The 26824-nt window shown below is 68.9% G+C and carries 24 protein-coding genes and 5 pseudogenes; 12 read left to right on the forward strand and 17 right to left on the reverse strand.

Annotation, left to right across the window (positions count from 1 at the left end; all coding sequences use genetic code 11):
- Positions 1 to 29 precede the first annotated feature (29 nt).
- Positions 30 to 320: a hypothetical protein gene (locus OG568_RS48565; RefSeq protein WP_266638831.1), complete on the forward strand. Its 291-nt coding sequence runs from the start codon at positions 30 to 32 to the stop codon at positions 318 to 320.
- A 333-nt stretch (positions 321 to 653) separates the two neighbouring features.
- On the opposite strand, the gene OG568_RS48570 is transcribed toward OG568_RS48565, so the two are convergent.
- A complete protein-coding gene (locus tag OG568_RS48570) occupies positions 654 to 1154 on the reverse strand; it encodes a hypothetical protein (protein ID WP_443077499.1) in 501 nt (166 codons plus the stop codon).
- 336 nt (positions 1155 to 1490) lie between these two features.
- Between OG568_RS48570 and OG568_RS48575 the strand changes: the two are divergent.
- Positions 1491 to 2215: pseudogene (locus OG568_RS48575) on the forward strand (transposase); the annotation flags it as partial.
- 120 nt (positions 2216 to 2335) lie between these two features.
- Here OG568_RS48575 and OG568_RS48580 read toward each other — a convergent pair.
- The 4 genes from OG568_RS48580 to tnpA form a co-directional block, all read right to left on the reverse strand.
- The gene (locus OG568_RS48580) at positions 2336 to 3076 is read right to left on the reverse strand and encodes a class I SAM-dependent methyltransferase (protein ID WP_329529773.1); all 741 of its coding nucleotides are present in this window, start codon (positions 3074 to 3076) and stop codon (positions 2336 to 2338) included.
- 593 nt (positions 3077 to 3669) lie between these two features.
- Complete coding sequence (locus OG568_RS48590) at positions 3670 to 4254, reverse strand: GNAT family N-acetyltransferase (RefSeq protein WP_329529774.1); 585 nt, start codon at positions 4252 to 4254, stop codon at positions 3670 to 3672.
- A gap of 300 nt (positions 4255 to 4554) precedes the next feature.
- A complete protein-coding gene (locus OG568_RS48595) occupies positions 4555 to 5361 on the reverse strand; it encodes a DUF6461 domain-containing protein (RefSeq protein ID WP_329529775.1) in 807 nt (268 codons plus the stop codon).
- 208 nt (positions 5362 to 5569) lie between these two features.
- Complete coding sequence (gene tnpA / locus OG568_RS48600; protein ID WP_329529776.1) at positions 5570 to 5998, reverse strand: IS200/IS605 family transposase; 429 nt, start codon at positions 5996 to 5998, stop codon at positions 5570 to 5572.
- 50 nt (positions 5999 to 6048) lie between these two features.
- On the opposite strand from tnpA, the gene OG568_RS48605 reads away from it, so the two are divergent.
- A complete protein-coding gene (locus OG568_RS48605) occupies positions 6049 to 7263 on the forward strand; it encodes an RNA-guided endonuclease InsQ/TnpB family protein (RefSeq protein WP_329529777.1) in 1215 nt (404 codons plus the stop codon).
- A gap of 382 nt (positions 7264 to 7645) precedes the next feature.
- A complete protein-coding gene (locus tag OG568_RS48610) occupies positions 7646 to 8959 on the forward strand; it encodes an MFS transporter (protein WP_329529778.1) in 1314 nt (437 codons plus the stop codon).
- A 30-nt stretch (positions 8960 to 8989) separates the two neighbouring features.
- On the opposite strand, the gene OG568_RS48615 is transcribed toward OG568_RS48610, so the two are convergent.
- The 7 genes from OG568_RS48615 to OG568_RS48645 form a co-directional block, all read right to left on the reverse strand.
- The gene (locus OG568_RS48615; protein ID WP_329529779.1) at positions 8990 to 9772 is read right to left on the reverse strand and encodes a class I SAM-dependent methyltransferase; all 783 of its coding nucleotides are present in this window, start codon (positions 9770 to 9772) and stop codon (positions 8990 to 8992) included.
- On the reverse strand, positions 9769 to 10716 hold the full coding sequence (locus OG568_RS48620) for a hypothetical protein (protein ID WP_329529780.1): 948 nt from the start codon (positions 10714 to 10716) through the stop codon (positions 9769 to 9771). Before OG568_RS48620 ends, OG568_RS48615 begins: the two co-directional genes overlap by 4 nt.
- Positions 10709 to 11050 (reverse strand): hypothetical protein, encoded by a 342-nt coding sequence (locus OG568_RS48625; RefSeq protein ID WP_329529781.1) that lies wholly within the window; start codon positions 11048 to 11050, stop codon positions 10709 to 10711. Before OG568_RS48625 ends, OG568_RS48620 begins: the two co-directional genes overlap by 8 nt.
- Before the next feature lie 43 nt (positions 11051 to 11093).
- Complete coding sequence (locus OG568_RS48630) at positions 11094 to 11684, reverse strand: DUF5825 family protein (protein ID WP_329529782.1); 591 nt, start codon at positions 11682 to 11684, stop codon at positions 11094 to 11096.
- Positions 11666 to 13591, reverse strand: coding sequence for a RiPP maturation radical SAM C-methyltransferase (locus OG568_RS48635; RefSeq protein WP_329529783.1), 1926 nt, complete (start codon positions 13589 to 13591; stop codon positions 11666 to 11668). Before OG568_RS48635 ends, OG568_RS48630 begins: the two co-directional genes overlap by 19 nt.
- 348 nt (positions 13592 to 13939) lie before the next feature.
- The gene (locus OG568_RS48640; RefSeq protein ID WP_329529784.1) at positions 13940 to 14149 is read right to left on the reverse strand and encodes a hypothetical protein; all 210 of its coding nucleotides are present in this window, start codon (positions 14147 to 14149) and stop codon (positions 13940 to 13942) included.
- Positions 14150 to 14193: 44 nt separating this feature from the next.
- A complete protein-coding gene (locus tag OG568_RS48645; protein ID WP_329529785.1) occupies positions 14194 to 17070 on the reverse strand; it encodes an AfsR/SARP family transcriptional regulator in 2877 nt (958 codons plus the stop codon).
- Positions 17071 to 17473: 403 nt separating this feature from the next.
- Here OG568_RS48645 and OG568_RS48650 point away from each other — a divergent pair, with 403 nt between their 5' ends.
- The 6 genes and pseudogenes from OG568_RS48650 (at position 17474) to OG568_RS48675 (ending at position 21945) form a co-directional block, all read left to right on the forward strand.
- The gene (locus OG568_RS48650; RefSeq protein WP_266594405.1) at positions 17474 to 18145 is read left to right on the forward strand and encodes an IclR family transcriptional regulator; all 672 of its coding nucleotides are present in this window, start codon (positions 17474 to 17476) and stop codon (positions 18143 to 18145) included.
- A gap of 112 nt (positions 18146 to 18257) precedes the next feature.
- Positions 18258 to 18751 (forward strand): annotated as a pseudogene (locus OG568_RS48655) (dihydrofolate reductase family protein); the annotation flags it as partial.
- A 209-nt stretch (positions 18752 to 18960) separates the two neighbouring features.
- Positions 18961 to 19434, forward strand: a complete 474-nt coding sequence (locus tag OG568_RS48660) for a suppressor of fused domain protein (protein ID WP_266594453.1) — start codon at positions 18961 to 18963, stop codon at positions 19432 to 19434.
- 260 nt (positions 19435 to 19694) lie between these two features.
- Complete coding sequence (locus tag OG568_RS48665; RefSeq protein ID WP_329536223.1) at positions 19695 to 20393, forward strand: 2-phosphosulfolactate phosphatase; 699 nt, start codon at positions 19695 to 19697, stop codon at positions 20391 to 20393.
- Positions 20394 to 21297: 904 nt separating this feature from the next.
- Positions 21298 to 21471: a hypothetical protein gene (locus OG568_RS48670; RefSeq protein WP_329529786.1), complete on the forward strand. Its 174-nt coding sequence runs from the start codon at positions 21298 to 21300 to the stop codon at positions 21469 to 21471.
- A 270-nt stretch (positions 21472 to 21741) separates the two neighbouring features.
- A complete protein-coding gene (locus OG568_RS48675; RefSeq protein ID WP_329529787.1) occupies positions 21742 to 21945 on the forward strand; it encodes a hypothetical protein in 204 nt (67 codons plus the stop codon).
- Positions 21946 to 22033: 88 nt separating this feature from the next.
- On the opposite strand, the pseudogene OG568_RS48680 reads toward OG568_RS48675, so the two are convergent.
- Positions 22034 to 22195: pseudogene (locus tag OG568_RS48680) on the reverse strand (kinase); the annotation flags it as partial.
- 23 nt (positions 22196 to 22218) lie between these two features.
- Positions 22219 to 22920, reverse strand: coding sequence for a DUF6461 domain-containing protein (locus tag OG568_RS48685; protein WP_329529788.1), 702 nt, complete (start codon positions 22918 to 22920; stop codon positions 22219 to 22221).
- A 118-nt stretch (positions 22921 to 23038) separates the two neighbouring features.
- Between OG568_RS48685 and OG568_RS48690 the strand changes: the two genes are divergently transcribed.
- Positions 23039 to 23215 carry a hypothetical protein gene (locus OG568_RS48690; protein ID WP_266594409.1) on the forward strand — a complete coding sequence of 59 codons (177 nt, stop codon included), beginning with the start codon at positions 23039 to 23041 and terminating at the stop codon, positions 23213 to 23215.
- A gap of 302 nt (positions 23216 to 23517) precedes the next feature.
- Here the strand turns inward: OG568_RS48690 and OG568_RS48695 are convergent, their stop codons facing one another.
- The gene (locus OG568_RS48695) at positions 23518 to 24033 is read right to left on the reverse strand and encodes a hypothetical protein (RefSeq protein ID WP_329529789.1); all 516 of its coding nucleotides are present in this window, start codon (positions 24031 to 24033) and stop codon (positions 23518 to 23520) included.
- Between the two features lie 577 nt (positions 24034 to 24610).
- On the opposite strand from OG568_RS48695, the pseudogene OG568_RS48700 reads away from it, so the two are divergent.
- Positions 24611 to 25101: pseudogene (locus OG568_RS48700) on the forward strand (nucleotidyltransferase domain-containing protein).
- A gap of 449 nt (positions 25102 to 25550) precedes the next feature.
- On the opposite strand, the pseudogene OG568_RS48705 reads toward OG568_RS48700, so the two are convergent.
- Both OG568_RS48705 and OG568_RS48710 read right to left on the reverse strand, forming a co-directional pair.
- A pseudogene (locus OG568_RS48705) lies at positions 25551 to 26150 on the reverse strand (MBL fold metallo-hydrolase); the annotation flags it as partial.
- Positions 26151 to 26282: 132 nt separating this feature from the next.
- Entirely contained in the window at positions 26283 to 26768 is a 486-nt protein-coding gene (locus OG568_RS48710) for a hypothetical protein (protein ID WP_329529790.1), read from the reverse strand.
- Between the last annotated feature and the right edge of the window lie 56 nt (positions 26769 to 26824).

Below are 26824 nucleotides of genomic sequence, written 5' to 3' on the forward strand. Positions count from 1 at the left end.
AGCGGCGGACACTGCAAGGAGGAAAGACCATGAAGAAGCTCATGCGGCGTATCGCGACCGCGAGCGTTTCCGCGGTATTCGTCGGAGGCACACTCCTCGCCACCGGCGGCTCCGCGGCGGCGGCCACTCTTCCCGATGGCGGGCTCACTCCCGCCCGGGTCGTCGTGACCGCGGACACGAAGACCACCAGCCTGGACAGCGGCCAGGTCGCACAGCACCGCCTCGACCCCTGGGTACAGGGCCAGCTGCTGGCGTTCAACCCCTGGATCCAAGATCAGCTGGCGCTGTTCGCCCACTACGGCGACCTCGGTCATCGGTAATGCGCGATCGACTCTCACGGGAGGGCGTGCACGTGGCGATACGACCACGGGCTGCGGTCCCGAACCCGCGCGAGGAAGGGCGACAATCCGCTTCGAACCGGTGAGCAGGGACCACCCTGACGGGGCCCTGGCCCTGAACGACCTCAGCTTCGAGGCCGGGTCAGGACGGATCCGGTCCTGATGGGGCCCTCCGGATACGGCAAGACCACGTCGCCGCGCATGAGCAACCGCATGATCGAACCCGACTCGGGCCGGATCCCGCCGAACGGTCGGGACACCGCCACCATCGCCGCACATGGGGGTCCGGCCCTGGTGGCCGGACCCTCACTCGTCTCACCGGTTGCCGTTGTAGTACAGGATGTCCCAGTGGGAACCTTCCCTGGCGTAGACGTTGCCTGCCGGGGACTTGTACATCTTCGCGTTGTCACCACCCCGCCGTCCCGCGTAGCGGAAGTTGCCGATGATGTAGTTGTCCGCGCACTGGTTCGGGCTGACGTCCACCTTGTAGCCGTTCCAGTGGCTGTAGGTGCCCGGCGAATGTCCCTTCTCCGTACCACCGGTGATGTTCACCGTGCACCTACTGGCCTTCTTGAACGCGATCACACCCGCGATGGTGGCTTTGTTGATCTGCGTGAAGGAGGTACAGGTGCTCCTGTTCCGGTCACTGCAGCGACCGGACGAGGACCAGGTGATGCCCGCTTGCCTGAGCTGCTGCGCGGCGGCTTCGTGCGTAGGGTACTTCGCCGGATCAGCGCTGACAGAGGGCACTGCCGCTGCGAGCATCCCAGCAGCCAGCAGGGACGCGCACGCCGTCAGAGTGGCATGGTGCTTCATCAACAGGGCTTCCTTCCGGATCGGGGTTTTGACCCCTGCACCCTGTCCGCACCTTCTGCCCAACGAACTTCTCACTCAGGGGCGCGATATGGCATCAGGCGCACTGCCCTGCCGCTCGCGCGCCGTAACTCCGCATCAACACTCCGATCATCCGATCGAACCCGCACGGAACGCCCGAGTGACAGCGGCTCACCGCTGTGCGATCAAGCAGTACTTCAAGGAAACGCGGGCAACGAGCAATGCTCAGGACCTGCGGATCGGGGCTCGGGGCTCGGGGCTCGGGGCTCGGGGCTCGGGGCTCGGGGAGCACGCGAAGGGCGTACCTTCCCGAGTGATCGAGCCGAAGTCGACGCGAACACAGCCGAGTTGGCCGACCAGCGCCACAAGGACGGCCGCCGTCTGATGGTGCGCAACAGCCACCACCAGCCGCGGGAGGTGACCACCGCCGCCGGGACAACCGAGGTGAAGGCCCCGCGCGTGAACGACAAGCGCGTCGACGAGGCCACGCGTGAGCACAAGCGGTTCTCCTCGGCGATCCTGCCGCCCTGGTGCCGCAAGTCCCCATAGATCAGCGAGATGCTGCCGCCGGCGACTTTGCGCCCGCGCTCGAGCAGTGCCTCGGCAGCTCGGCCGGGCTCACGCCCGCCACGGTCACTCGGTTGACCGGCCATTGGCAGGCCGACCACAGGGCCTTCGGCGAACGTGACCTGACGGGCAGCGACTACGTCTACGTCCGGGCCGACGGCATCCACCTGCGCATCCGCCTGGCCGAGTCCTGCGTCCTGGTCGTCGTGGGCGTGCGCGCGGACGGCACCAAGGATCTGCTTCTGCAAGGCCCTCGCGGAGGTGTTCCCCGAAACCCGCCACCAGCGGTGCTGGGTTCACAAAACGGCCGATGTCCTCAATGCTTTGCCTGCGTCGGCCCAGGCCGTCGCCGCGTTCGAGAGACGTACGGCGCGAAGTGGCCCAAGGCCGCCCGGGAGATCACCGACGACGTTGACGAACTGCCGGCGTTCTACGACTTCCCGGCCGAGCACTGGGTTCACCTGCGCACGATGAATCCGCCGAACGCCCCGAGACCCTCGCGGCATGACCGACCTCAACCACCCTCACGGTATTGACAATTCCCTACTTGAAGGCCCGCGCCTACCTGAGTGTGGAGTCGGGTCGCTCACCTGTTCCTACAGGTCGGCAATGACAAGGCGGTAGCCGACGTCGAGTGTTTCGCGGTCGAGGAGGTCGGCATGACGTTCGTGCCACAGGCCGGAAGACAGGTCGTCGGACAGCCGGGCCAAACCCGGACGGAGGACCTTCTCGCCAGTCTGGGCGAGCATCGAAATGCCGGCTCGCACTTCCGGATCAAGGTAGGCCTCAGGTCGGCGCCAGAAGGCGGCGCCGAATCCGTCGGTGCAGTCATGCGGGACTGGAACCGTCTCGATGCGGGCGCCTCCCAGCAGTGCAGCCAGCCGGTCGACCGCGACGGCCCGCGTGTCGTCGAACGCGGCTACCTCCGGCAGGTACTCGTCCACCAGCCAGAACCTGCGGAATGTGATCTGGTCCCAGGTGAAGATGACGATGCGCCGCCGGGCGATCCGAAGCAGTTCCCCGATACCGGCTTCCAGGTCGGTCCAGTGGTGCACGGTCAGGAGGGCCATCACCGCGTCGGCCGAGTCGTCGGCGAGAGGGATCGACTCCGCGGATGCCTGCAGGGTCCGCGCGGATCCGGCCGGACGCTGGGCGATCATCACTGAACTGGGTTCAACTGCCAGCACCGTTTGCGGCGGTTCGTAGGAGCCGGTGCCGGCACCTACGTTGATCACCGTCGCAGCACTGCCGAGCGCCGTGTGGATCTTGACAGCGACCCGGGGATCCGGTCGTCGGGTTTGACTGTAGGTCGCACCAATGCCGTCATAAGTCGTCACGACGACAGTATGCCGCTTCGCCCATGACCATCTGCCGCTGCCGGTGAACCATCCACAGGTATTGGCAATTTCTCACGGGCAACAGCGTCGGAGTTCCTCGGGCCAGTTCCGGAACGGGTCGGCGAGGGTGAGGTTATGCCGGACTGCCCAGGACCGGGAAGACGGTGCGGACACGGGCCGCCGTGGACGGCTGCAGCAGCGAGTAGGCGTAGAGCATCGCAACGTTCGAAGCCCTGCGGAGCCTGGCCCCAGCCCTCCCAGTCCAGGATCCGCAGGGGCGCAGTGAGGTTCGCCCAGTGGCGGTCCGTGGCAAGGGCCTGGGGCCGGCGAGGCCGAATGCAGTGGTGCTGCATGCGTGCTCACTCTTGGTACCCGACGTTGCCGCTCGTGTCTTCGAAACGTTCGCCGCTGTGCTCGACACCCCGCCCGGCCCGTCAGACCCAGTTGTTCGCCGCGGCGGAACTGCTGGTGACGGTCGGACAGGGTGATCATCCCGATCTTGAAGGCCCGTTGCGTCAGCAGGGCGACCGCGGCTCGCGGCAGGCGGCATCGGCTGACGGCCAGAGCCTGTCCCACCGATCGTCTGGACAGACTCAATCGCCCCGTACATGGGCGTGCAGGTGCATGTCGTGTCGGCCGTCGTCGTGCACAGCGGCGCTGCGCTTGGTGCCCTCCAGGCGATAGCCGGCTCTTGTGGCGACCCGGCATGAGGCTTGGTTTCGGGTCGAGTGGTCCAGTTCCAGGCGGTGAAAGCCGACTTCATCCACGGCCCAGGTAGTGAGCGCCGCAAGGGCGAGCGTGGCTACGCCGGAACCGCGGGCGGCCGGAAGTGTCCAGTACGCGACACCGGCAGTGCCGTCGTCGAAGTCCATGCCACGCAGTGCGATCCGGCCGAGCACGTCGCCGCCGTCACGGGTGACAGCCCAGTGGCCCCCCTTCTCGTGTTCCCAGTCCTGGCGGTAGGCCTCGAACCACTCCCGCACCTGGACCTCGGATGCGGGGCGGCGCGTGTGCCAGCGCCGGATCTCCTCGTCCTGGTACGCGGCGAGGAATGCTGGCGTGTCGGCCCCTCTCCACGGCCGTAGCAGCAGGCCTCGGGCAGCCGTAAGCACGGGCTGCGGAGAGGCGGCGAGGAAGCCTGGGGTGATGACGGACGGCGTCGAGAGGGCGCGAGTCATAAGCCATGGTCACCCGGCGGTTGCCCCACTCGTCAAGGTCCGGCATGACAGCGATGATCGGCCGGACACGCCCTAACGGACGGGCTGCGGACGGCGCCTATTGGGGATCGGCCGGACCGTGTCTCCGGGCTGGCTCTGCTCTCGCAGCTGCTGGTTCTCGACTTCAAGGACGTAAATCGTTGCAAGGAACAGCCGCTCCAGCAAGGCGTCGTCGATGGCCGGCGCGAAGCAACTGGCCACGAACTGCCGGGCCGGACCCGGACGGCAAGGCCTCGCAGCCGTGGGAAACGAGACCGCGGGTCAGGTAGTGGGCGATGAAGGCCCGCGGATGACGATCGGTTCTACGGCGCGGGCGCGGGCGCGGGCCGTAGCGAGCTCGACCTCGTCGCGGGTGACTTCCTTGTAGAAGGGTTCCCCGTGGGCGTCGGTGATGTCGATGACGATGCTGGTCCACTCCTCGGCGGGCTCCTCGGGTACATGCCCGAGCTGGTATTCGGCATCCCGGAGCAGTTCCTCCGTCACCCGAACCCCGGTCAGACGTTCGGCGAGGGCGAAGACCGCCGCTTTGGTGTCGACGCGCCCGTTCGTCTCGCCCTCGTCGTCCGACAGTTCGAAACCGACGTCACGCATCGCCGAGTTGAGGGCATCGGGCGTGCTGCCGCCCCTGTCTGTGGGCCACTCGAAGGTGGTCCGGAGTTCGCCGTCCTCATACCAGTGGAAGAAGTGCATGGGCTTGCCTCCATTGCTGGAGTGCACCGCGGCGCACCCGCCGGCCGACAGGGCCTCCAGGAAGCGCGGCTGCATCCCCATGCCCCCGTCTCCTACGTGCAGGACGAGCGTCCAGTCGCCACCTTCGCCCGGGACGGTGAACGCGCCCGCGATGAAGGACTCGTCCCAGTAGTCCGTCGGGGCGAGCAGTTCATCCTGCCGCCCGATCAGCGCGTCCGCTCCTGTGCATGTGCCCTGCGGCTCCGCCTCCATCACCCGCAGCACCTCCCTCGGGGCGACGCCCCGCACCAGGGTCAGGGTGTACCCGGTCTCAAGTGCGTAGCGAAACAGCGGAGAGGAACGTATCCAGGCATAGTCATGTGCGGTCACCGATGTCATGCACCGCAGTCTGCCTGCTGCCACTGACAAGACCGCCCCGCCTCGTACGTCCTCGGCCGTCACGGCAACGGATCTGAGTACGCCGTACAGGAACGCTCCCCATCGCCTGATCTTCGCAGGGAATCCCGGCCTTCAGACCGGGCGGGAATGCGATCCTTGATCCGGAGGCGCGAAGCGCCGGAGTTCTCTGCGTCTTCGGGGATGACGGTCAGACTGGCCGCTTCTGGTTCTCGATGTAGTCCTTGACGATGCTCAGCGGTGCGCCGCCGCAGGACCCCGCGAAGTACGACGGGGACCAGAACACGGACCCCGTGCCGATCCGGTTGATCCGGCCGGTGTACTCCGCCCGCAGGTATCGGGAGCTGACGCCCTTGAGGGAGTTGACGAGCTTGGACAGGGCGATTTTCGGCGGGTAGTGCACGAGCAGGTGGACGTGATCGCCTTCGCCGTTGAACTCGTGCAGCTGGGCGCCGAAGCTCTCACACACGTCCCGCATGATCGCCTCGCAGCGCGTCAGCATCTCGTCGTTGAAGACCTCTCGCCGGTACTTCGTGACAAACACCAAGTGGGCATGCAGGTTGTAGATGACATGGTTTCCCCGTCGGATATCGGGATCTGGTTCCCAGCGTGGTGACATACGCCAAGTGTAGTAGGATCAAGCGAACCTGGCCGGAGGGGGTGGGCTGGATGATCCGTGCGTACAAGTTCCTCCTGCGGCCCACCGTCCGCCAGGGGCAGGCGCTGGGCGAGATGCTGCGGGATCACTGCTCCCTCTACAACGGGGCCTTGCAGGAACGCCGCGACGCCTACCGGCACGTGTCGAAGACGAGCGTCAAGTACGGGCAGCAGTCCGCTCAGTTGAAGGAGATCCGGGCGTTCGACCCGGAACGTCAGGGCCGCTGGTCGTTCTCCTCGCAGCAGGCGACACTGCGCCGACTGGACAAGGCGTTCGCCGCGTTCTTCCGCCGGGTCAAGTCCGGCGACACGCCCGGCTACCCGCGCTTTCGTGGGGTGAACTGGTTCGACGCGGTCGAGTTCCCCAAGGACGGCGACGGCTGCCGGTGGGACTCCACCCCGCACGACCCCGTCACCCGCGTCCGTCTCCAGGGCGTTGGCCACGTCAAGGTCAACCAGCATCGCGCCGTGGTCGGCAAGGTCAAGACGGTGTCCGTGAAACGCGAGGGCCGTAAGTGGTTCGTCGTGGTCACTGCCGAGCAGGGCCAGCCCGAACCGCTGCCCGCGACCGGCTCCGCGGCCGGCATCGATCTGGGCATCGCGAGCTTCCTCGCCGACTCGAACGGCGGGTTCGTGCCCAACCCGCGCCACGGCCGCCGTGCGGCCGCCAAGCTCGAAGCAGCGCAGCAGGCTCTGTCCCGGTTCCCGCGCTGCAAGGCGAAGGACCGCACGGCCAACCACCGGCGCGCGGTGGAGAAGGTCGCCCAGCTGCACGGCAAGGTGCGTCGCCAGCGGCTCGACCACGCGCACAAGACCGCGCTCGGCCTGGTCCGCGCACACGACTTCATCGCGCACGAAGACCTCAAGATCCGCAACATGAGCAAGGCCCCCGCACCGAAACCCGACCCCGGCCGGCCGGGCACCTTCCTGCCCAACGGGGCCGCCGCGAAGGCCGGACTCAACAAGTCGATCAACGATGCCGGATGGGGGGTGTTCCTGACGATCCTGCACGCCAAGGCTGAAAGCGCCGGACGGGAAGTGATCGCCGTCGACCCCCGCAACACCTCCCGCACCTGCCCCGCATGCAGGCACACCGCCAAGGAGAACCGGCCCACACAGGAAAAATTCCACTGCGTCGCCTGCGGCCACCACGCGCACGCCGACACGGTGGGAGCACTCAACGTTCTACGGGCCGGGCTGGTCCGTCGCGACGCCAACCCGGCGTAACGAGAAGCCCCCGGCTTCAGCCGGGGGAGGAGTCACCTCGACAAGGAACAGACGGGCGGCGAGCCGGCGCTCCCGGCCCGGTTGCCGCCGCCCGCATCACCTCACCACGCCCCGCTGCCGATGCCCCGCCGACACGTACGCGCGTTCGGGTGAGCCCGCGTCCGGAGCGGGTCGCGACGCCGCCCGCCAGTCTCACAAAGCGGCTTCGGGCGCTGAAGTGAAGAGGCCGCCGAGCCGGGACTCAGCCTGCTCCACGGCTCCGCCGCCCGCGCCGAGGATGCGGTGACCAATTCGGCCAACTAGCCTCCTTCTAAGGCCAGTTGGGCCATTCTTGTCTGCTCGCGGGTCGACACGCTTCGGTGGGCGGCTGATACGTTGAACCGTGGCCCAACACGACGGACGCAAAGCCGATCCACAAGGGCCGGAGCCCACCCCGCTGTGGCGGAACCGGGACTACAACATCTGGTGGTCCGGGGTGGCGGTGTCGAGGCTGGGCACCAGTGTTTCCACCTTGGCGTTCCCGTTGCTGGTGCTGGCTTCCACCGGGTCCGCCGCCGCTGCCGGGGGTGTCGGTACCTGCGGCAGTGTGGGTCTGGTGGCCGGTCTGCTGCCCGCGGGGGTGGCCGCCGACCGCTATCCGAGACGTGCTCTGCTGATCGGGTCCTCACTGGTCCAACTGGCCGCCATGGGTGTCGTCTTCGGGATCGTGGCCGCCGGGCGCCTGTGGCTGCCGCTGATCGCGGTTGTGGCGCTGGTGCAGGGTCTGGCGTCGGCGGCGTTCGCCGGCGCGGCGGCACCGCTGGTGAAACGCATCGTCCCCGCGTCACAGGTCAGGACCGCCTTCGCCCGGGTCGAGGCACGTGACTACGGTGCCCAGCTGGCCGGAGCACCGCTCGGCGGGGCGCTGTTCTCATGGGCGCGCTGGGCGCCGTTCCTCGTGGACGCCCTGTCTTTCGGGGCCGTCGCCCTCGCCTGCCTGTTCCTGCGCACCCCCCTGGGACCCGACGCCACCGAGCGGTCCGCCGGCCGCCCTGCGCTGCGCCGCGACCTGGGCGCGGGGCTGGCGTTCATCCGGGGCAGCGCGTTCCTGCGGTACGCACTGCTGTGGATGGCGTTGATGAACCTGTTCTTCACCGGAATCGGTTTCATGTTCGTCGTCACGTTGCGGCACCACGGCGCGTCGCCCTCGCAGATCGGCGCGGCCGAGTCGATCGCCACCGCGTGCGGTCTCGGCGGCGCGCTCGCCGCTGGATGGGTCGTGCGACGCCTGTCCGGCTACCGGATCATCCTGATCGTCTCCTGGATGGTCGCCGCGGGCGTCGGCGGGATCGTGCTGCTGGCGTCCCGGCCGTGGCTGGCGGCCCTGTGTCTGGGTGCGAGCATCCTCTTCGTGACTCCGCTGAACGTCGTGTTCGCCAGTGGCATGGTGGCGATGGTTCCGGACGCGATGACCGCACGCGTCATGACATCGGCGAACATGGCCTCGCAGTCGTGCGGCTGGCTCGCCCCGGTGGTGTGCGGCGCGCTGGCGGACGGTCTCGGAGTCCAGGTCCCTCTGATCGCCATCGCCGTCGGCCTGGCGCTGCTGGCGGTCGCCAACCATGTCGTGCCGGTCGTGCGCCAGTTGGGCCAGCCGCCGGAGGGCGGCGGGGAATCGGAGTCCCGCGCCGACCCGGACGGGCAGAGCGTCGTGTGAGACGGGCCGCCGGGCCGGGGCTCGGCGGCGTCACCCGGCGGCGGACGCTCCCACGACCAGGCAGGTGTAGTCGACGCCGATCTCGCCGCCTTTCTCGGCGTCGAGGAAGGCGGCGACCTCGCTCAGCAGCCGCCGCCGCAGCGCCTCGGGCAGGGCGAGGTGGCGGCTCTCGGTGGCCAGCAGTTCGCAGAACTGCCGGGAGGTGAGGCGGGTCTGCCAGGGCACGGCGGTCTGGGTCACGTGCCTGAATCCGTGGGATCGCAGTTCCTCGGCGTAGCCGTCGAGGTCGGACTCCGACAGGGAGACCCGGCCGCCCGGCCCGGCCGGCAGGCCGCCGGGGAGGACAGCGGCATAGACCTCGTTGAGACGGGGCGCGTCGCGCAGCGCGTAGGAGCCGAAGTTCCAGGCGAGCAGGATCCGGCCACTCGCGCCGAGGCACCGTGCTGCCTTCTGTGTCCGTTGTCCGGGGCGCAGCCAGTGCCAGGCCTGGCCGCATGCCACCAGGTCGAACCGCCTGCCGTCCGGCTCCCATGTCTCGAACGCGCCGACCTCGACCGCCAGCCCGCCTGCCGAGGCGACCTCCGCCATCCGTGGGTCCGGCTCGACCCCGGTGACCTCGTGGCCGAGCGTCGTCAGCGCGGCCGCGAGCTTGCCGGTTCCGCATCCGATGTCGAGTGCGGTACCCGGCGGGCCGGCGCCCAGGGCGGCCAGGGTCTCGGTGAGGGCTTCGAGGGGGTAGCCGGGGCGCAGTCGGTCGTAGTCGTGCGCGCGGGCGCCGAAGCTGGTGGGTGCCCAGGCCGCTTGGTCCGTCACGTCAGTCCTCCGATCAGGGTCACGAACGTGTGCTGCGGAAGGAAGAGCACATAGGTGCCCACCGAGGCGAGGCTGAAGGGTACGAGGCGTTTGGGCAGCAGTGCGGTGAAGGCGGCGTGTGTGAGCAGGCCGAGAAGTGCGCCCGCCGGCCAGGTGGCCGGGAAGATCAGCAGGAGAGGGAGCGCGGCCTCCACGGCGATCGTCGCCAGTGAGGGCAGGAGCCAGCGGCGGGCGGCGAGCGCGGGGTCGGCGGTGGCGACACGGCGCGTGAACCAGTCGGGGAAATAGTATTCGCGCCGTCCCGGGGGCAGTTCGTCGCGCAGAGCGGCCAGTTGCTCGAACATCTTCTGCAGAGTGTCCCCGCTGGTGAACTGGCGGGAGGCGGCCTTGAACCAGGCGCTGCTCCAGTACACCTGGAACATCAGCACGACGGCGGCGGCCTGCGGCCAGGAGGGTCCTGTTGGCGCGGGTGCCCGCGCGGGGTCGAAGAACGCGGCCGGGGAGGGGGCGTCCAGCAGCGACTGCAGGCTCAGATAGGCGTCGGCCCCGGAGGCGAAGACGAAGGGGACGCACATCATGCCCAGGAAGAGGGTGTTGAACTTGCGGTCGAAGGTGAACTCGAACATGCACCAGGCGGCCACGACTGCCGCGGCGAGCGGGGTGAGCACCCCTGCCAGCAGACACAGCATCGCCACGGCCCGGGCGGTGTAGAAGACCTTGAACGCCGTGGGGCTCAGCAGCACCTTGACGGCCATGTCGTCCTGCTCGTAGCGCCAGCGCACCAGTGACTTGGGGTGGAGGTCGAAGAACCGTGCCATGCCGTAGACGTGGTCGGCGGTGATCTTCCACAGCAGGGCGGCTGCCAGGATCAGGCGGAAGCAGCACAGCGCCGGTCCGGCCGCCGTGCCGTGGACCGGGAAAGCGGTCGCCACCAGGTCATGCACGCACGATCCTGCCGTTTCTGACCGCGATCCTGATGTGGCCGAAAGGCACCAGGAGTACGCCGTCCCCGACCACACGCAGGCCGTGTTCCTCATCGAGGTAGCGCACCAGCGAGGCGAGCGCGTCCGCGGAGCCGAAGTGGTCCTGGCGCAGTTCGTACTCCCAGGGGCAGACGGGCCGCCCGTCGCGTACGTCGTGCAGCCGGGCGCGGTAGCCGCCGATGTGGGAGAACATCGCCCAGGAGCCGAAGGACCCCGGTGCGGTGAAGAACCCGCGCCACACCAGCCAGGCCACGGCCCCGCAGGCGAGGACCGCGGCCGCGACGTCATTGACCATGCCGGCTCCTTCGGGTGGTCGGGTCAGGAGGTGGGGGCACCGGTCACAGGACCATGGACGGGACGGGCCACCGGTCGATGAGGCAGGGAGCCCACCAGTCGAGGCCGCCGAAGTCCAGCACGAGGTGCTCGGCGCGCAGCGCCACGAGGACATCGGGATCGACGCCGCTCATCTGCTGCTGCTCCAGCAGGGTCACCGCTTGTACGTATGCGGGCTGGAGCAGGTTGAAGCGTTGCAGTACTCCGTCCCGCCGGTCGCGGATCTGTACGAAGCCGGGGCCTCGGCGCCAGACGCAGCGGCCGATGTAGAACCGGTTGCGCCACTCGGTGAGACGTTCGGCCGGGCGGGCGCCGTCGAGGGAGGCCGGGGGCTGAAGGTGTGTCAGGTCGCGTGCGGTCAGGGCCGGATCGGCGCGCCGGCCTGCCCGCAGTTGCCAGCGCACCAGCAGGCCGCGGGCGGTGGCGACCCGGACGAAGTCGAGGGCGCGCAGATCGCGGGGGGTGGGCGAGCTCAGGTTGACGGGCTCGTGGAGTTCGGCGTAGCGCACGCCGCGCGCGTACAGGTCGTGCACTTGACGCGTGGGGAGCGAGCCGTCCGCGGTGGTGGACGGCGGGGTCAGGAGATCGTCACGCATGTGGGCTCCTCGGCGAGTTCCAGGGCCAGCTCGGGTCCGCCGCTCTGCGAGTCGCGCCGGATGCGGCACAGCAACTGGTTCTCGTCCTCGGTGGCGAGGTGGACGGCACGGTCGGCCTCGACGAAGATCAGCCCCTGTCGTCGCCAGTCGCCCAGCAGGGCCTCGACGCGGCTCTCGTCCCAGGCGCGGCCGGCCTGGGCCGTGCGGCGTACCAGTTGAGCGACGGACCTGGGGTCGTGCAGGGCGCGGAACAGTTCGGCCTCGACGGGGTCCTCCAGGGTCATGGACCGCCAGGAGAAGCCCGGCCGGGAGTTGGTGAGCGTGATGCGGTCACCGAGGTCGGCGTAGGACAGGCTGCTGCGGATGTAGTTGTCGGCCCACTCCTGAAGGGCTTCGGCGAGCCGTTCGGCGAGCTTGCGGTCAATGCCCTGGGCGGGGGTGTCGAACAGGTAGGCGAGATCGGTCAGTTCGGCCTCCGGGAGGTCATAGGTGATCTGGTACTGCGGGTTCGGGCGCCGGTCGGCGAAGCCCAGCTCGGGGCGGTCGAAGTAGGGGCTGAAACGCTCCAGCGCGATCCTGTTCGCTCCGGTGCTGGGGTGGAGGTGGTACAGGGCCGGGAACTGCTCGATGAGGGGCAGGTAGTCGTCCTGGGTCTCACCCGGGAACCCGTACAGGTAGTTCCACGCCACCGACAGCCCGTGGGTCTCGGCGTCCCGGAGGAACCGGATGTTGTGGGTGCCGCTCACGCCCTTGTCCATGATCTTCAGCACGCGGCTGCTGAGGCTCTCGATGCCCGGCTGGACGCTGACCACACCCGCCGCGCGCATCTGGGCGATCTGCGGCAGCTTCATGTTCGACTTGACCTCGTACTGGATGCGCAGGTCGAAGGGGGCCTCGGCGAGCTTGTCCAGGACGGAGTCGAGGTAGGACATCTCCAGGATGTTGTCCACGGCGTAGAAGTCCAGCACATGGTGGCGCCCGGCGAGCGTGAGGATCTCCTCCAGATAGGTGTGCGGGCTCTTGCTGCGGAAGGTCATCGCCGAACCGTTGAGTCCGCAGAACGTGCAGTGGTGCTTCTCGCCCCACCAGCAGCCGCGCGCGCCCTCGACCACGAGCACCGGCTCGTACCAGGACTGCACGCGCGAGCGCCTGAGGCGCTCGAAGTAGGCGTCGAAGTCGGGCGCGGGGATCTCGGACGGCGCCAGGAGCCGCTCGGTGGAGGGGTTGCTCACGCTGGCGCTGCCGTCACGCCGGCACAGGCCGGGGATGTGCGAGGTGTCCGGCTCGCCGTCGGTGCGAAGGGCCTCGACAAGTTGGGGGAACGTCCGCTCCGCCTCGCCGCGTACGACGTAGTCGAGGAAGTCGAAGTTGCGGTGCAGCGCCTCCCCTTGCGGGCCGTCGCAGTTGGCTCCGCCCATGACGGTCGTCGTGCCGGGGGCCAGTTCCTTGATCCGGCGCAGCAGTGCGAGTGACGCCACGTTCTGCTGGAACGTCGAGGTCGCGCCCACGAGATCGGGGCCGTCGGCGACGATCTGCTGTGCGGTGGCTTCAATGAAATCGGGAACGATCCGGTGCAGTCGCAGACATGTCTCCAACTGGTTGTCCGTGATCTTTCCCTTCAATCCGGCGGTGAACTCGTCGACCCGCCACGAAGGGTCCTTGTAGAGGGCGGAAGAGAACACCCAGTCGCCGCATCCCAGAAAATAGCTGTGCAGGGAGAAAAAGCTGAACTCCGGGGCGCCGAGTCCTCCTTGCTGGTCCATCCAGTCGGCGAACTCGATGTTGGCGTATACGGTCTTCGTCTCGATTTCCGGGAAGGTGTCCGCGATCCTTCGCGAAAGGATCCCGAGTGCGAGCGAAGGGGTTGCTGTCGTGGCCCACGGCATGCAGACCAGCGTGATCTTCATATGCCCTCCGGCGTGAGCCCGTGTCTCCCGGGCGGAAGCACGGAGCAAGGCTTGGAAGCGAGGCCGCGCTGGTCAGAAGCTGACTACCACCATCACCGATATCACTGTCGAATCGACGTCTTTACGGTTTTCCATCTGCGGATTGTTGTGCACAACGGTCTTCTCCATGGCGCTCCTCCCCCGGCCGCTCGATGGTGACAGGGCGGGCACGGCATTCGGCTCGCCCCGACGAGGTGGCCCTGCCATGCCGATGTTCTTTGAACGCTTCCGGTGCGACCGGATCTTCGGGTTGCACCGGAAGCGTCTGATGGACCCCCCGGGAATGCGGTCGGGTCCTTCCGGACAGCGTCAGAAACTGACGCTGACTCCCACTGTGACCAGGGCAGAATCCGGATCGTCGATCTGCGGGTCGTTCTCCACGACGGTCTTCTCCATGATGTTCCCTCCCCTCCGCCGCTCGATGGAACCGGCACTCGAAAGGTGCGAAAACAGCGCCAGCACGTCGTAACTCTCCGAGAGTGTGGCGGGCGTGGAACGGCCTGTCGTGCCCTGTTCCACTCAGCGGAACCGCAGGCCCGAAACGGCCGGTCCGCTGCCCGGGCCTACTGGGGCAGGACCGGGATGTGGCCGGAGGGCCTGCCGGAGGTGGCCGCGGAGCTCAGGCGGTCGAGGATTTCGGCGCGCAGGAAGTCGTCGTCGGGCAGGCCGAGTTCGCCGGTGAGGGACAGGGCCCGGGTCCAGGCGCCGCGGGCCGCGTCGGGCTGGTGGGCGCTGCGATGTGTGTCGCCGAGGCAGAGCAGACAGGCGGCCTCGCTGCGGCGCTCGCCGGTGGCGCGGAACAGCTCCGCCGCCTGCCGGTAGCAGTCGACCGCCAGCCGGTACCGGCCCAGGTGATGATGGATGTAGCCCAGACTGTCCAGGATGTGGGCCTGCCCGTCCACGTCCCCGGCCTCGTGCGCGAGCTCAAGGGCCTGCTCGCAGTGTGCCAGCGCGCCGAGGTGGTCGCCGAGGTTGGCCTGCCGCCAGCCGATGTGGTTCAACGCCGCGGCCTGTCCCGCCCGGTCGCCCGCCCTCCGGTAGTGCTCCAGGCTCCGGTACGCGTGCTCGAGCGCCTGCTGGGGGCGGCCCTGTGCCCCCGACATCCGCGAGAGATGCTGATGTGTACGGGCCTGCCCCGCGTCGCTGCCCAGTGTGCCGAACAGCTCCAGTGCCCGCAGGTAGTGCTCCCGGGCCGGCCCCGGGCGCTTCAGCCGGTCCAGCGCCAGCCCCAGACCGCGGTAGGAACCTGCCTGTCCGGCGAGGTCGCCCTCGCGTCGGGCCGCCGCCAGCGCGCTGCGCCCGGCCGCCAGCAAGGCCTGCCAGTACCCGTGCCGGTCCAGAAAGCTGGTCAGCACCGTGACCAGCCGCCACACATGGCCGTCGAAGTCCGGCGGCGGCTGCCGCACGATCTCCAGCAGTACCGCGTGCTCGGCGACGAGCCAGGCCCGCGCCTGCCCGTAGTCGGCGGGCTCCCCCACGTTGGACCCCGGCGCGGCCGGCCCCGTCGCCACCGGATTGGGCTGCGGGGTCACCAGGACATCGGCCGCCCTCGCGGTGTGCAGGTAGTGATCCATCATCCGGTGCAGCGCCGACCGCCGTACCCGCTCACCGTCGTAGGCGGCCGCCAGCTCCCCGGCGTACACCCGCAGGAGGTCGTGGAACGTGTAGCGTCCTGGTACGTGCTCGGCCAGCAGGTGCCCGCCGGTCAGTTCGCTCAGCAGTCCCCGGGCCCGTTCCGGCGACACCCCCGCCAGCGCGGCCGCCGCCGCCCCTCCCACGTCCGGCCCCGGATGCAGCGCCAGCAGCCGGAACATCCGGGCCGCACCGATGCTGAGCGCGCTGTAGGACCAGGAGAACACCGCCCGCACCTGGCTGGCCTCCTCTCCCCCGTCCAGTGCGTCCAGCGGGCCGCCCGCCTGCCGCAGTTCATCCGCCAGCGCTCTGAGCGGCCTGCGCGGCTGTACGGCCGCACGGGCCGCCACCACCGCCAGCGCCAGCGGCAGTCCCGCGCACGAGGCGACGATGTCCGCCACGGCCTCCAGCTCGGCCGCCACCCGTCCCGCTCCGAGCCGCTCCGCCAGCACGTCCCGCGCCGCGTCCGGACTCAGCGAGTCGACCGCCAGCAGATGCGCACCCTCCGTCACCGCCAGCCCGGTCAACCGGTTCCGGCTGGTCACCAGCGCCATGCAGCCGACCGCGCCCGGCAGCAGCGGACGGACCTGTTCCTCGTCCCGCGCGTTGTCCAGCACCACGATGATCCGGCGCCCCGCCAACAGGCTCCGGTACAGGCTTACTTGGGCTTCCAGCCCCGGCGGCACCCGCTCGGGCGGCACCCCGAAGGCGTCCAGAAACCCCCGTACCGCCTCCGTCAGAGGCACCGCCGCCCCCTGCGGATCGAATCCCCGCAGGTTCACATACAGCTGCCCGTCGGGGAACGCGCCTGCCACCCGGCGCGCCCAGTGCACCGCCAGCGCCGTCTTCCCGACCCCCGCCATGCCCGACACCGCCGAGATCACCACCGCCGCGGATTCTCCCTCCGCCGAGGCGAGGATCGCCGCGAGGTGGGCCAGTTCCTCGTCACGTCCGGTGAACCCGCGTACGGCCATGGGCAGTTGGGCGGGACGGTCGCCCGGTCGCGCCGCCGCGGACGGCGGCTGCATCGGGGGCTTGGGCCGCGAAGCGGACTCGGACTGGTGGCCCCGCAGGATCGCCTGGTGCAGTTGCCGCAGCGCCACTCCCGGATCCGTGCCCAGCTCCTCCGCCAGCCGCTCACGGACGGCGGCGTAGCAGTCCAGTGCCTCCGCGCTGCGCCCGGTGTCGTGCAGCGCTCGCATCAGTGCTTCTGCCAGGGGTTCCGCCAGTGGATACTCACCGAGCAGGCCAGTCAGCGGGCCGATGACGGACGCGGGATCACCCAGGCGCAGCTCCGCGCGGGCCCACCCGACGGCGGCGTCCTGGCGCTGACGCCGCCAGGCCTCGCGCATCCGCGCCGCCCACTGTCCTTGCAGACCGGACAGGGGGTCTCCGCGCCACAGGCCGAGTGCGTCGCCCAGCAGCCGCGCCGCCCGCGCCGGGTCGCTCCGCTCCACCGCCCGTGCCTGGTCGATCAGTTGCCGGAACCGGTACACGTCCACCTGGTCCAGGCGGGCTTCCAGCAGGTACCCGCCTGAGCGCCGCACCAGGCGTAAGGGCTCTCTCGCCGTTTCGGCGGCCTGTTCGCACATCCGCCGGATCCGGGCGACATGGGCGTGCACCGCGGCCCGCGCCCCGTTCGGCGCACGCGTGCCCCAGACCCGCTCGATGACCACGTCGACGGCGACGGGCCGGCCGACGTCGACCGCCAGGGCGGCCATCACCGTACGGCGTTGCGGCGGGCCCACCTCCACCACGTGGCCCCCCACCGACAGTTCCACAGGACCGAGCAACTGCACGTCCACCATGTCGTCTGCCTCCCCTCCGGGAAGCGTCTCCCCTGGGCGACAAGCATTCGACAAGGTTTCAAGCCACACTCCAGTGCCAGTCTGCTGGGGTGCGGTCGAACGGACGGGCCATGACCGCGCCCCGTCCGAGCACGGCGGCAGGGGCCGTCGCCTGCCGGCCGCGCAACGGGCAGACGGGGGAGGCGGGAGCGTGACCGGACGTGGAGTGATCGCACCGGGGATGCTGGTGGCGGTGCAGCGGTCGGAGGTCATGCCGGAGGTCATGCCGGGAAATCTTCCGTCGCCACCGCCGCCACCACCGGCACCGGCACCGGCATCCGAGTCCGCAGGTGTGGCCGCAGGCGCGGCTGGTGCGACTGCCACGGCTGGTGCGCCTTCGGCGGCGGGCGTTGGCGGACGGAGCGTGCTGGAAGGTGCTTTCGCGTTGCTGGAAGCGGTGGAACGGGCCGTGGAGGCCGGGCCGACCAGGCTGGCGTCCGAATGCGGGCTGCCCAAGACGACCGCGTACCGGCTGCTGGAACAGCTGGCGGACCTGGGTGCGGTGGAGCGGTGCCGCGGGAGTTACCGGGTGGGCCTGCGGATGTTCCGCCTCGGGCGCGAGTGGCAGCCGCATCCCCGGTTGAGGTCCGCCGCGAGGGAACCGGTGCGGCGTCTGGTGGAGATCACGGGGATGACGGTGGGGATCGCCGTGCTGTGGAGGGGCGAGACCCTGATGGTGGAGTGGAGTCCCGGCGAGGCCGAGCAGCCGGTCCCGCTGCGGACCGGTACGACCTGGCCGTGGTTCACCGCGGCGGGCAAGGTGCTGGTGGCCGGGGCCCATCCCCATCCCCTGCTGGGGCCGCTTCCCGCGTCCTGGCTCCAGGAGGCCGCCGCGATCCGGGACCGGGGTGCCGCATTCGACCAGGAGGAAGTGATGAGCGGGGTGTGCTGCACGGCGGTACCGCTGCTTGGAGCGGACGGCGCCCCGGTGGCGGCCCTCTGCGTCCTGACCGATCCCGCGCACCGCCTGGAACGGCTGGCGGAAGCCGCCCGGCAGGCCGGCCGCGTGATCAGCGTGGGCCTGCGCGGCCGGTGAACCGGAAACTGACGGACCGGCGGACCTCTGCTCCGCGGCTATCGGGTTCGCATCCCACACATGCCTCATGCGTGCGCGATGAGTTCGGGCTGGGGATCGGGTCTGCCCCGGCATGACTCGCGTCATCGCTGACATCTCGGTCTCCCTCGACGGCTTCGTCACCGGGCCAGGCCCCGGCCCGGACAACGGTCTGGGCACCGGCGGCGAGGCCCCGCACACCTGGGCGTTCTCCGACGACCGCGACGACCGCTGGGTCCTGCGCGAGGGCACCGCACGCTCGGGCGCCGTCGTCCTCGGCCGCCGTCTCCTCGACGTGGTCGACGGACCGAACGGCTGGGACGACACGACCGGCTACGGCGCCGACGAGGTCGGCGAGCCCGCGTTCGTCGTCGTGACGAGCTCGCCGCCGAAGCCGGTGCGGCTCACCGACCTCGGCTGGACGTTCGTCACCACCGGTCTGCCCGACGCCGTCACCGCCGCCCGCGAGCGCTCCGAGGCGGCGTCGTCGGACAGCGGCAAGGAACTCGACGTCGTCCTCATGGGCGGCGGCGCCACGATCGCTCGGCACTCGACGCCGGGCTGGTCGACACACTGTCTCTGCACATCCCCCGCTGCGCAGGAGTTCGGGTTCTGGCTCAAGTTCTGTGGACCCGTTGCGGAGCGTTACTGGTGACGCCCCAGGTGGCGTCCACCTGTGAGTGATGGTGCAGGCTGGTTGCATGGTCAGTCGCGTAGAGAAGTACCTCGCCCATCTTGATCGGCTTTCGGGGGCAAGGGAGCCTCGGTTCTTCCCTGTCGAGTCGACCAAACAGGGCATGCGTGGCGTGACAGAGATCGTGTACGACGACCTGCCGGATGGACTTCTCACGACGCTCACCTACGGCTTGTCGCTGGCGGAACATCCGGACTGGCAGCACGGCTCGCCGGAACTCTGTCTCAGCGTGAACTCGACCAACGTGATCTGGGCGCACGCGGTGGGCTTCCTTGCCGAGCAGCTCCGTGGCACCTGTCCCTTCAGCTACGGCAGCACCATCAACTTCGGCGAGCGGATCGTGCCAGAGTCGGAGATGACGGCGTTCTGCGTCTTCGCGCCGATGGTCCTCGACAGAGATGACTACCTGGGCATTGACGTTGGCGTTCCGGGACACGAGGGTCACGACGTGATCAACATCCAAGGGATGTACCCCATCCACGAGATTGAGCGGCAGTTCATCAACGAGCACGGGCTCGAAGCCTTCTGGAAGAGCGATTGGGAGCCCACGGACGTGCTGCGCCGCCCCGCGGTCTGACCTCAGTGGTACACCAGCCTTGATCTGGATGACTCATTCGCCGGGAATGCCAGGCGGGCAGGACCCGCTTGGAACAGCAACTCCTCCAGCCGGAGCAAGACCTCTTTCACAGCCCCGAACTGTCGGCCCAGTTACTCTTCCCACTGCTCGTCTTGACGACGGGATTCGGCTGGTGCCAGAACCGCTTCGCTGACCGTCATCCCGACGGCAGCCCGATCTATCGTGCCCTTCGGATGATCCAGGGGCGTCAGAATAATGCGATGGACCATCACTTCGTTGGCATCCCGGAGTTGACCGGCGTTCCCCGTGTTGCAGTCGTCATCGACGTCATGCGCGCCTTCACCGTGGCTGCCTGGGCCTTCTCGCGTGGAGTCGAGAGGATCATCCTGGCCTCGACGGAGAGTGAGGCACTTGCCTTGAAGGAGAGCCGCTCGGGTTGGCTGGCTTTGAAGGACGGAGCTCCAGCAGAGGGCTTCGACGCGGTGAACTCACCTGGCTTGCTCAGGTCATGCGATTTCGCTGGCCGCACGCTGGTGCAGAAGACGACGGCAGGAACCGTGGGCGCGCTGGCCGTCGCGAACGCGCCGCTGGTCTTGTGCGCGAGCTTCGTAGTGGCCGGCCCGACCGCGCGGTTCCTGCAGGCCAAGGATTCCGGTCCGGTGACGTTCGTTGTCACCGGTGAGGGAGGCCAGGCCGACGAGGACCTGGCCTGCGCTGAATACATTGGTCAATGTATGGCCGGAGGCGAAGTTGAGGCGGCCCCGTATCTCCACCGCGCGAGGACTTCTCGTGCCGCGGCAGACCTCGCCGGCGGGCTGCGGAGCGGATACCACCCAGACGATGTCGATCTCTGCTTGGAAATCGACAAGTTCTCCTTTGCGATGATGGCTCGTCAGGAAGACTCTCTCACGGTGCTCCGTCCCGTTGCGGTGCCTGACATCCCGTCCAGTCTCCGCTGACCTGCTGGAACTTTGGACTCTCAGGCGGCAGATCTCACCCGGTCCGGGCGGGCTCTGCCGCCCGCGCCAGTCGCCAGGATCCAATGCCGGTGCCGGTGTCGATGATGCTGCCCTGGCAATAGCCCCAGCGCGTCCCAACCCATCGCCCCCGCCCGTGGATCGGGGGTGAGTCCTGAATCCATCGCCGCACTCGCAGACAGTTCATTCACAGCTTCTGAACCGTCTGAGTGCGTCCCGGACGCCTCACGTAACGCGTCACCCCAGGTCAGCATCGATGCCGCCAGTCGCCCGTCCGGCTCTCGTCGGGCTGAGCCCTGGCTGATGCGTGAAGCGGCTCTTTCGACCGGGGGGACCACTGTTCTCAGATGTCGGCTTCGCGGAAGGTGTTGATGACGATCTGGACAGGGCCGGCGCTCAAGCGCCCCTCGCGCAGCATCTGATCGGCGCGGTCTTGCCATTGATGTCACGGTCGAGCATGTCCGGGGTGTAGCCGTTCAGCCGGAGCCGGCCGGCGGCTCCAGGGCGTGCGGCACATTCCGCCCAGAGCTCGTCCTCAATGGCGCGCGCGGCGAGGCGCTGTCGTTACGGCGAAGCCCAACTGACCTGGTCACTCATTACCCTCATGAGCAGGCGCCTCACCCGCAAAGGCCCCTGCACGGACCACCCCGCGAGGCCCAGCGGGACTGATCGTTCTCAAGGCGTTCGTCACTACTTCGGACCGGTACCACCCGAAGCCAGGCAGACGTGCCTCGCGAACCGGTCTCTTGCTGCCTCGTACTGCTCCCGAACATATCCGAGGCGGCCATCCCGAACACCAACCCGAGGATAGGACCCGCGATCACAAGCGCGACTCCCACACCGACAATGGCGCCGCTGAACAAGACCGCGACTCCCGCTCCAAGCGGTGCCAAGACCGCCCCTGGCCAACGCCCGCCAGCGCGCCTGCCGTCGTCCGGTACCCGTGACGCTGTACACGGTGAAGGTCAGCTCCTTGCCGCACGCCCGGCAGCGCACCGATCGCCGGGCCGCCGAGAGCCCGTCGTCGGGCTGCACGATCTCCCACGGCATGCCCCCGTAGTCCCATGCCACGGTGGACGGGCCTGCCGGGTGGTCCCCAGAAGTTCATCCGGTGGGAAACCGTCCCCTGCTGTTTCTGTGCGACCTTCGTCGGCATGCCAGAACTCCCGTGGTAACTCGCACAAACGGTGAGCTGATCGTGTGGGAGGAGGGTCAACTCGCCTCCGGACGGTCGCAGAACCGGCTGCGCGCTGTGCCCAGGCGGTCGTCGGTGCGGTCACCGGCCCTGTGGCCGCTCCTCGCAGTCTGCTGCTCGGCAGGTACGACGACGATGGGGGCCCCAGTACACCGCGGCCGTACCACCGATCCCACCCGGACGGCCAGAAGCACGTTCGTCGGCCTGCTCGCTCGGGCCGGGCGCGGCCATCCCTGGACGGGCTGGGCGTTCTCCACAGGGTGGGGCACCAGGAAGACGTTGAACGTCGCGCTGGTGCGGCCCGAGCGCGACAGCCCCGGCCGACGCGCAGCCGGCTGAGCGCGGCCCCGATCCCCGGCCGCGACCCGCGCCGCCCATCCCGCCCTCCCTCTCCATCAACTCCAGCAGGGAGGGACGAAAGCAGCAGCATCGGTTCAGTGGCGTGCCGGGCGAGAGTTTCGGCGAACGGCACGTCCAGGTAGTAGCCGTGGGTCGGGCCACGGTGGTCGGCGCGCGATTGGGCGAGCATGTCGCCGTAGCGGTCGGCGTAGAGGGTGCCTTCGACGACGACGTCGTGGTACCCGGCGTTCATGCTCTGAACTACCGCATGATCTAACGCTGATCATGCGAGGGGTTGGGGATTTCGACGTAGGTGCTGGTGCCATGGGCGTCTGTGACGTCGACGATGACACGGGTCCAGTCTTCGGTGGGCACCTCGACGATGCCCGTGGAGTATGTGCCGTTTTCGAGCATGCCCGGGGTCACGTGGACCCCGGTGAGCTCTTCGGCGAGTGCAACGTACTCCTCGAGGCCACATCCGCCGTCTTCGAAGTCGAAGCCCACTTGGTGCATGAGGTCGACGAGCTCGTCGGGAGTGGTGCCGTCGCGGTGGAGAGGACCTTCGAACCGGGTGCGCAGTTCGCCGTCCTCCCACCAGGAGAACAGGGTCATGGCGTTAGGGCTGCGGAAGTGGGAGACGCCCCGGGTGCCACGGGTAGCGTTCTTCATGCCGTCGGTCTGGATCTCGATGCCGCCGTTGATTTCCAAGGCGAGGACCCAGTCAGCGTCTTTGCCCCGGACGTGGGTGGCGCCAACGAACATGAAGTCGCCCCAGTCCGTCTGATCCCCCTGGAACTCACGATCCCGGGCGGCAAACGCTTTGAAACCGGTGAAGTCTCCTGTCGGGTCAGCGCCGATGCGGTCGAGGAACTCTTGCGGGGAAAGCCCGCGGACCAGCGTCAGGGTGTATCCCTCGAGCAGGTAACCACCGTGGAAGTCTCGAAGCCAGGAGCGATCGGACGACTCAATGTTCATGAGCGGCCATGCTGCCAGGGGCCTGTGGCAGAGCACACCTCAGGGCCGCGGCCGATGGGCGGGTGCCCGGAAGCTCGGTAGTGCGGCCGGCGATAGCGCGGAACTCGGGGATACCGAGGTGGACGGTGCTCGCTCGCCGGGCCATCTCGCCGAGCTGGGCGAGCTTCTCCTTCGCGCCCGCAAGGCTGACCTTGAGCCCTTCGACCTGACCGGTCCGTCCTTCGCGTTCCGCTGCGGCGATCCGGGCGGGCAGGTTGTCACGGATCTGGAGGGTGCGGGCCCGCTGGGTCGGTGAGGGGTGGAGCAGGGGGCAGCGAAGACAGTTGTGCTCATGAATGCACGGGGCCGAATAGGATCTGCCACAGTCGCCGAGGGCAACCCGCCGCCGTTCGAAGTGGCTCAGGAATTCTCGTCTTCGCCGGCACCCGCGACCTGATCCACCCCCGACAGCCGCCGCCTTGCAGAGCGGGCCGACGTGTCCGGCCTGGCCGTCGACCCACGAGGCCGACGGCCAGCCGCACGTCCATCCGCTCCTGCCGACCCCCGAGGGACACACAGCCCGCCCCGACCCCGGGCCGCGGTACTTTCCGCCGGCCCTCACGCCGCCGCGTCGTACGCGGCCCGCAACCGGAGGCCGCCGCCGGTCCGGGGCCGCGGGGCGCGCTCCGCGAACACCGTCAGACGCAGCACGAGATAGCGGCCGATCCCGACGAGCGCGGTGGCCGACAGGTACACCGTCTGCTGCAGGACGAGTCCGGCGCCGGGGCGGAGCGCGGCCAGCGAGCCGACCGCGGCGGACGTGAGCAGCCAGCCGAGGGCCATGGTGGCCGCGCTCTTCAGGTGGCCGGCCAGACCGGGCCGTCCGTGGCCGAACGAGACGCGGGCGTGCAGCTCGGTGGCGACCACGGTGGAGGCGAGGGTGGTGAGTGCGTTCGCCGCCATCCACGGGATCCACTGCGACAGCAGGACCAGGGTCGCCGAGGCAGCCAGGGTGATCCCGCTGCCCAGCCCGGCGAAGCGCCCGAAGGCCGCCGCGTGCCGACGGATCAGTCGCAGGCCGTTCATGGTGATCCCCTCCCGGTCCGCTGCCCCTGGCGGGGTCGTCGTCGTCATGCCGCGGAGCGTGGCCGACCCCCCATTCAGCGCGGTTTCAGAGCGTTCTCAGGGGTGCCGGCGGTGGTGAAACCGGTGCGGCGATACGCCGCCGCCGGCATCGACCGTGATCAGCTGCTCAACGGACTGGAGTCGGGGGCACGCCCCGAGCCGGCCGTGCCCGCCGGCTGGACCACCGTCACCGTCAAGGCCGCCCCTGCTGAGATGCCTGCTTCCAGAGTTCTCATGGGAGGGGGCGGTTTCCAGGTCAGGTCTGACGTTCAGCGAGAGCCGGCCCGCGCCGGTGAACCTCGCCGCGTGCCGCCCAAGTCCGGTCGAGCGGGTGCGGTGGAGCGTCGCCCTACGTGTGCTGGACGCCCCACTGCCGTCAGGGACGTTCCACATCACGGACTCGCGGCTTGATGACGCAATCCGGTTCTTTCAGCGGCCTACGCCCGAGGAATGCGCCCTGTTCGACCCACTCCCCGCGCCTTCCACGAGCGGATGACCACCCCAGCCACCGCCCACCGCCCGCCGGCCGCGGGCGGAAGGAAACCGTTCGCTGTCCGGGGTGACCGCTTCTAGCCTGCCTCAGGTGATGACAGCTGACGACGTGTTGTTCGTCCTGGCCCTGTTGAGACGGGCAGAGGTGGATGTCTGGATCGGTGGAGGGTGGGGGATCGACGCTCTGGTCGGCGAGCAGACCCGAGACCATCGCGACCTGGATCTGATGCACCGGCAGGACCAGGAGGACACTGCGGTGGCGGCCCTCTCCGACGCGAATTTCGTGGAGAGCCTTGACTGGAGGCCGATCCGATTCGTCATGACGGCGCCGGATGGGCGCGAGATCGACCTCCATCCGCTGGCCTTCGCCCATGACGGCTCGGCGGTGCAGGCGTCGCCCGAAGCGGAGCGTCCTTTCATCTATCCCTCCTCATGCTTCGTGACAGGCACCATCAAGAGGACGGCTGTCCCGTGTCTGTCCGCCGAGCAGCAGGTCTACTTCCATCAGGGATACGCGCCCACGGACCGCGATCGGCACGACATGGCTCGACTCCGCCGAGTCTTCGGGATCCCACCCACTTCTGAGGAGCAAGGCCAAGCCGCCGTGCCGCTTCGGCGGGCAGGTGGCTGTGCTCTCCGGTACGACGGGAAGTCCCGGACCGGAGCAACGGCCTCGAAAGCACCTCCACCGCGTACCCCAACGGCTTCCGTATCTCGTGGGGCACGCTCCAGCCAGGCCAGATCGAAACCCGAGACCTCCGGCGGAGCCCCACCCCGCAGGATTGGTGCCCCACCCGTGGCTCGACCATCACGGATGCCGGGAGACAAGCCACATGGAGCGGGACGCGAGTCACCCCAGTGGGTGACCGCCCCCTCGACAACAGCCCTCGGACATGAGATTCGAGGCTCCCCCGCTCAGGTCAGTGAGACTCATCCAAGCTCAGCGAGAAGGGACCCGGGCAGATGTACCCGCGGGCTCTTCGGGAAGGCTCACCAGCCGGTGCGCTCCGGGATGCCGGTGCCGCAGAACGCCCTCATCGCCATGCCGCCCACTCCTTCACCGCGAACCGGTCGCCGACGCGTCGTACTTCGGCTGCGCCCGGCCCGGGGAAATGCGCGGGAAGCAGCAGGGCGCCCCGGTCCGCGGCCTCCCCCAGCACCCGGCGCCGGCTGTCCCGTGCGCGGGGCTCGTCCTCGTCGAAGCTGGGGCAGTCGTCCGGCTCCGAGATCTGCAGTGGGCTGTGCAGCAGGTCCCCGGCGAACACCGCCCGGTCCGTACCCGACCGCAGCCATACCGCGGAGGAGCCGGGCGTATGGCCGGGGGCGGGCTCGATACGGAGTTGGGCGTCGATGTCGTAGTGGTCGCCCTCCCACAGCACGGTCTGTCCGGCCCGGTGCACGGGGGCGACGCTGTCCTCGAAGACGTTGGCCATCCGGGGGCCGGAGCGGGTCCGGTGTCCGTTGGCCGGGTTCCAGGAGTCGAAGCCGGCGCGCGGGATGACGTACTGGGCGTCGGGGAAGGTCGGCCGCCACTCTCCGTCGTCCGTCAGGCGGCTGTTCCAGCCGACGTGGTCGCCGTGGATATGGGCGCGGATCACCGTGTCCACGTCCTGCGGGCAAACGCCTGCCCGGGCGGAGCCCGCATCCTCATCGAGGTCGGCGACGGCAGCACCAGGCCCTGCTCTGCCTCGCCAGGCGTCGGGCCGACGGCCTCTTCGTCATGCTCCGCGACGGCACCTTCTACGAACCCCAGCCGCCCACCGCAGTCACCTGACCGGCGGCTCAGCGAGGAGCACGACGCGATCGGTCTCGACATCGAAGCCAAGCACCGGATGCCCGTAGTCGCCCTCCGGATCCATCAGCACCGGCTTGCCCAACCGCCGCCCGATCCTGCGAAGGAAGTCGCAGAACACATCAAGTCGCTCCTGGCCCTGCAACTCCCGCAGGTCGACGTCGAAGTCGACTTCATCGTCGGCACCGAAACGAAAGATCGCCAACACATCGGCAGTCGGCCAGACCCGCAACTCCGGGCACTCGGCATCCGCCGGGCGGCCCAGCACAGCCTCTGCTCGGGGCACTGCAAGCACCGTCTCTCCTTCGGAGTACTGGCACTTCCAGCCCCGCTCCACGACAAGATCGAGGATCGCCTGCCAGTCCTCCACCGAGGCATTCGGGACACGCACGTCCGGCAGCGACCCCATCAAGTCCGGGTCGAAGAAACAGCTCACGTCATCCCACAGCAGATCAGCCACCCCACCATGCTCCCCGGCTCCCCGGCCCAACGCACTCCCGTTTCCCTTGGCCAAAG

It is taken from the genome of Streptomyces sp. NBC_01450, assembly GCF_036227505.1.
Classification (GTDB): Bacteria; Actinomycetota; Actinomycetes; order Streptomycetales; family Streptomycetaceae; genus Streptomyces.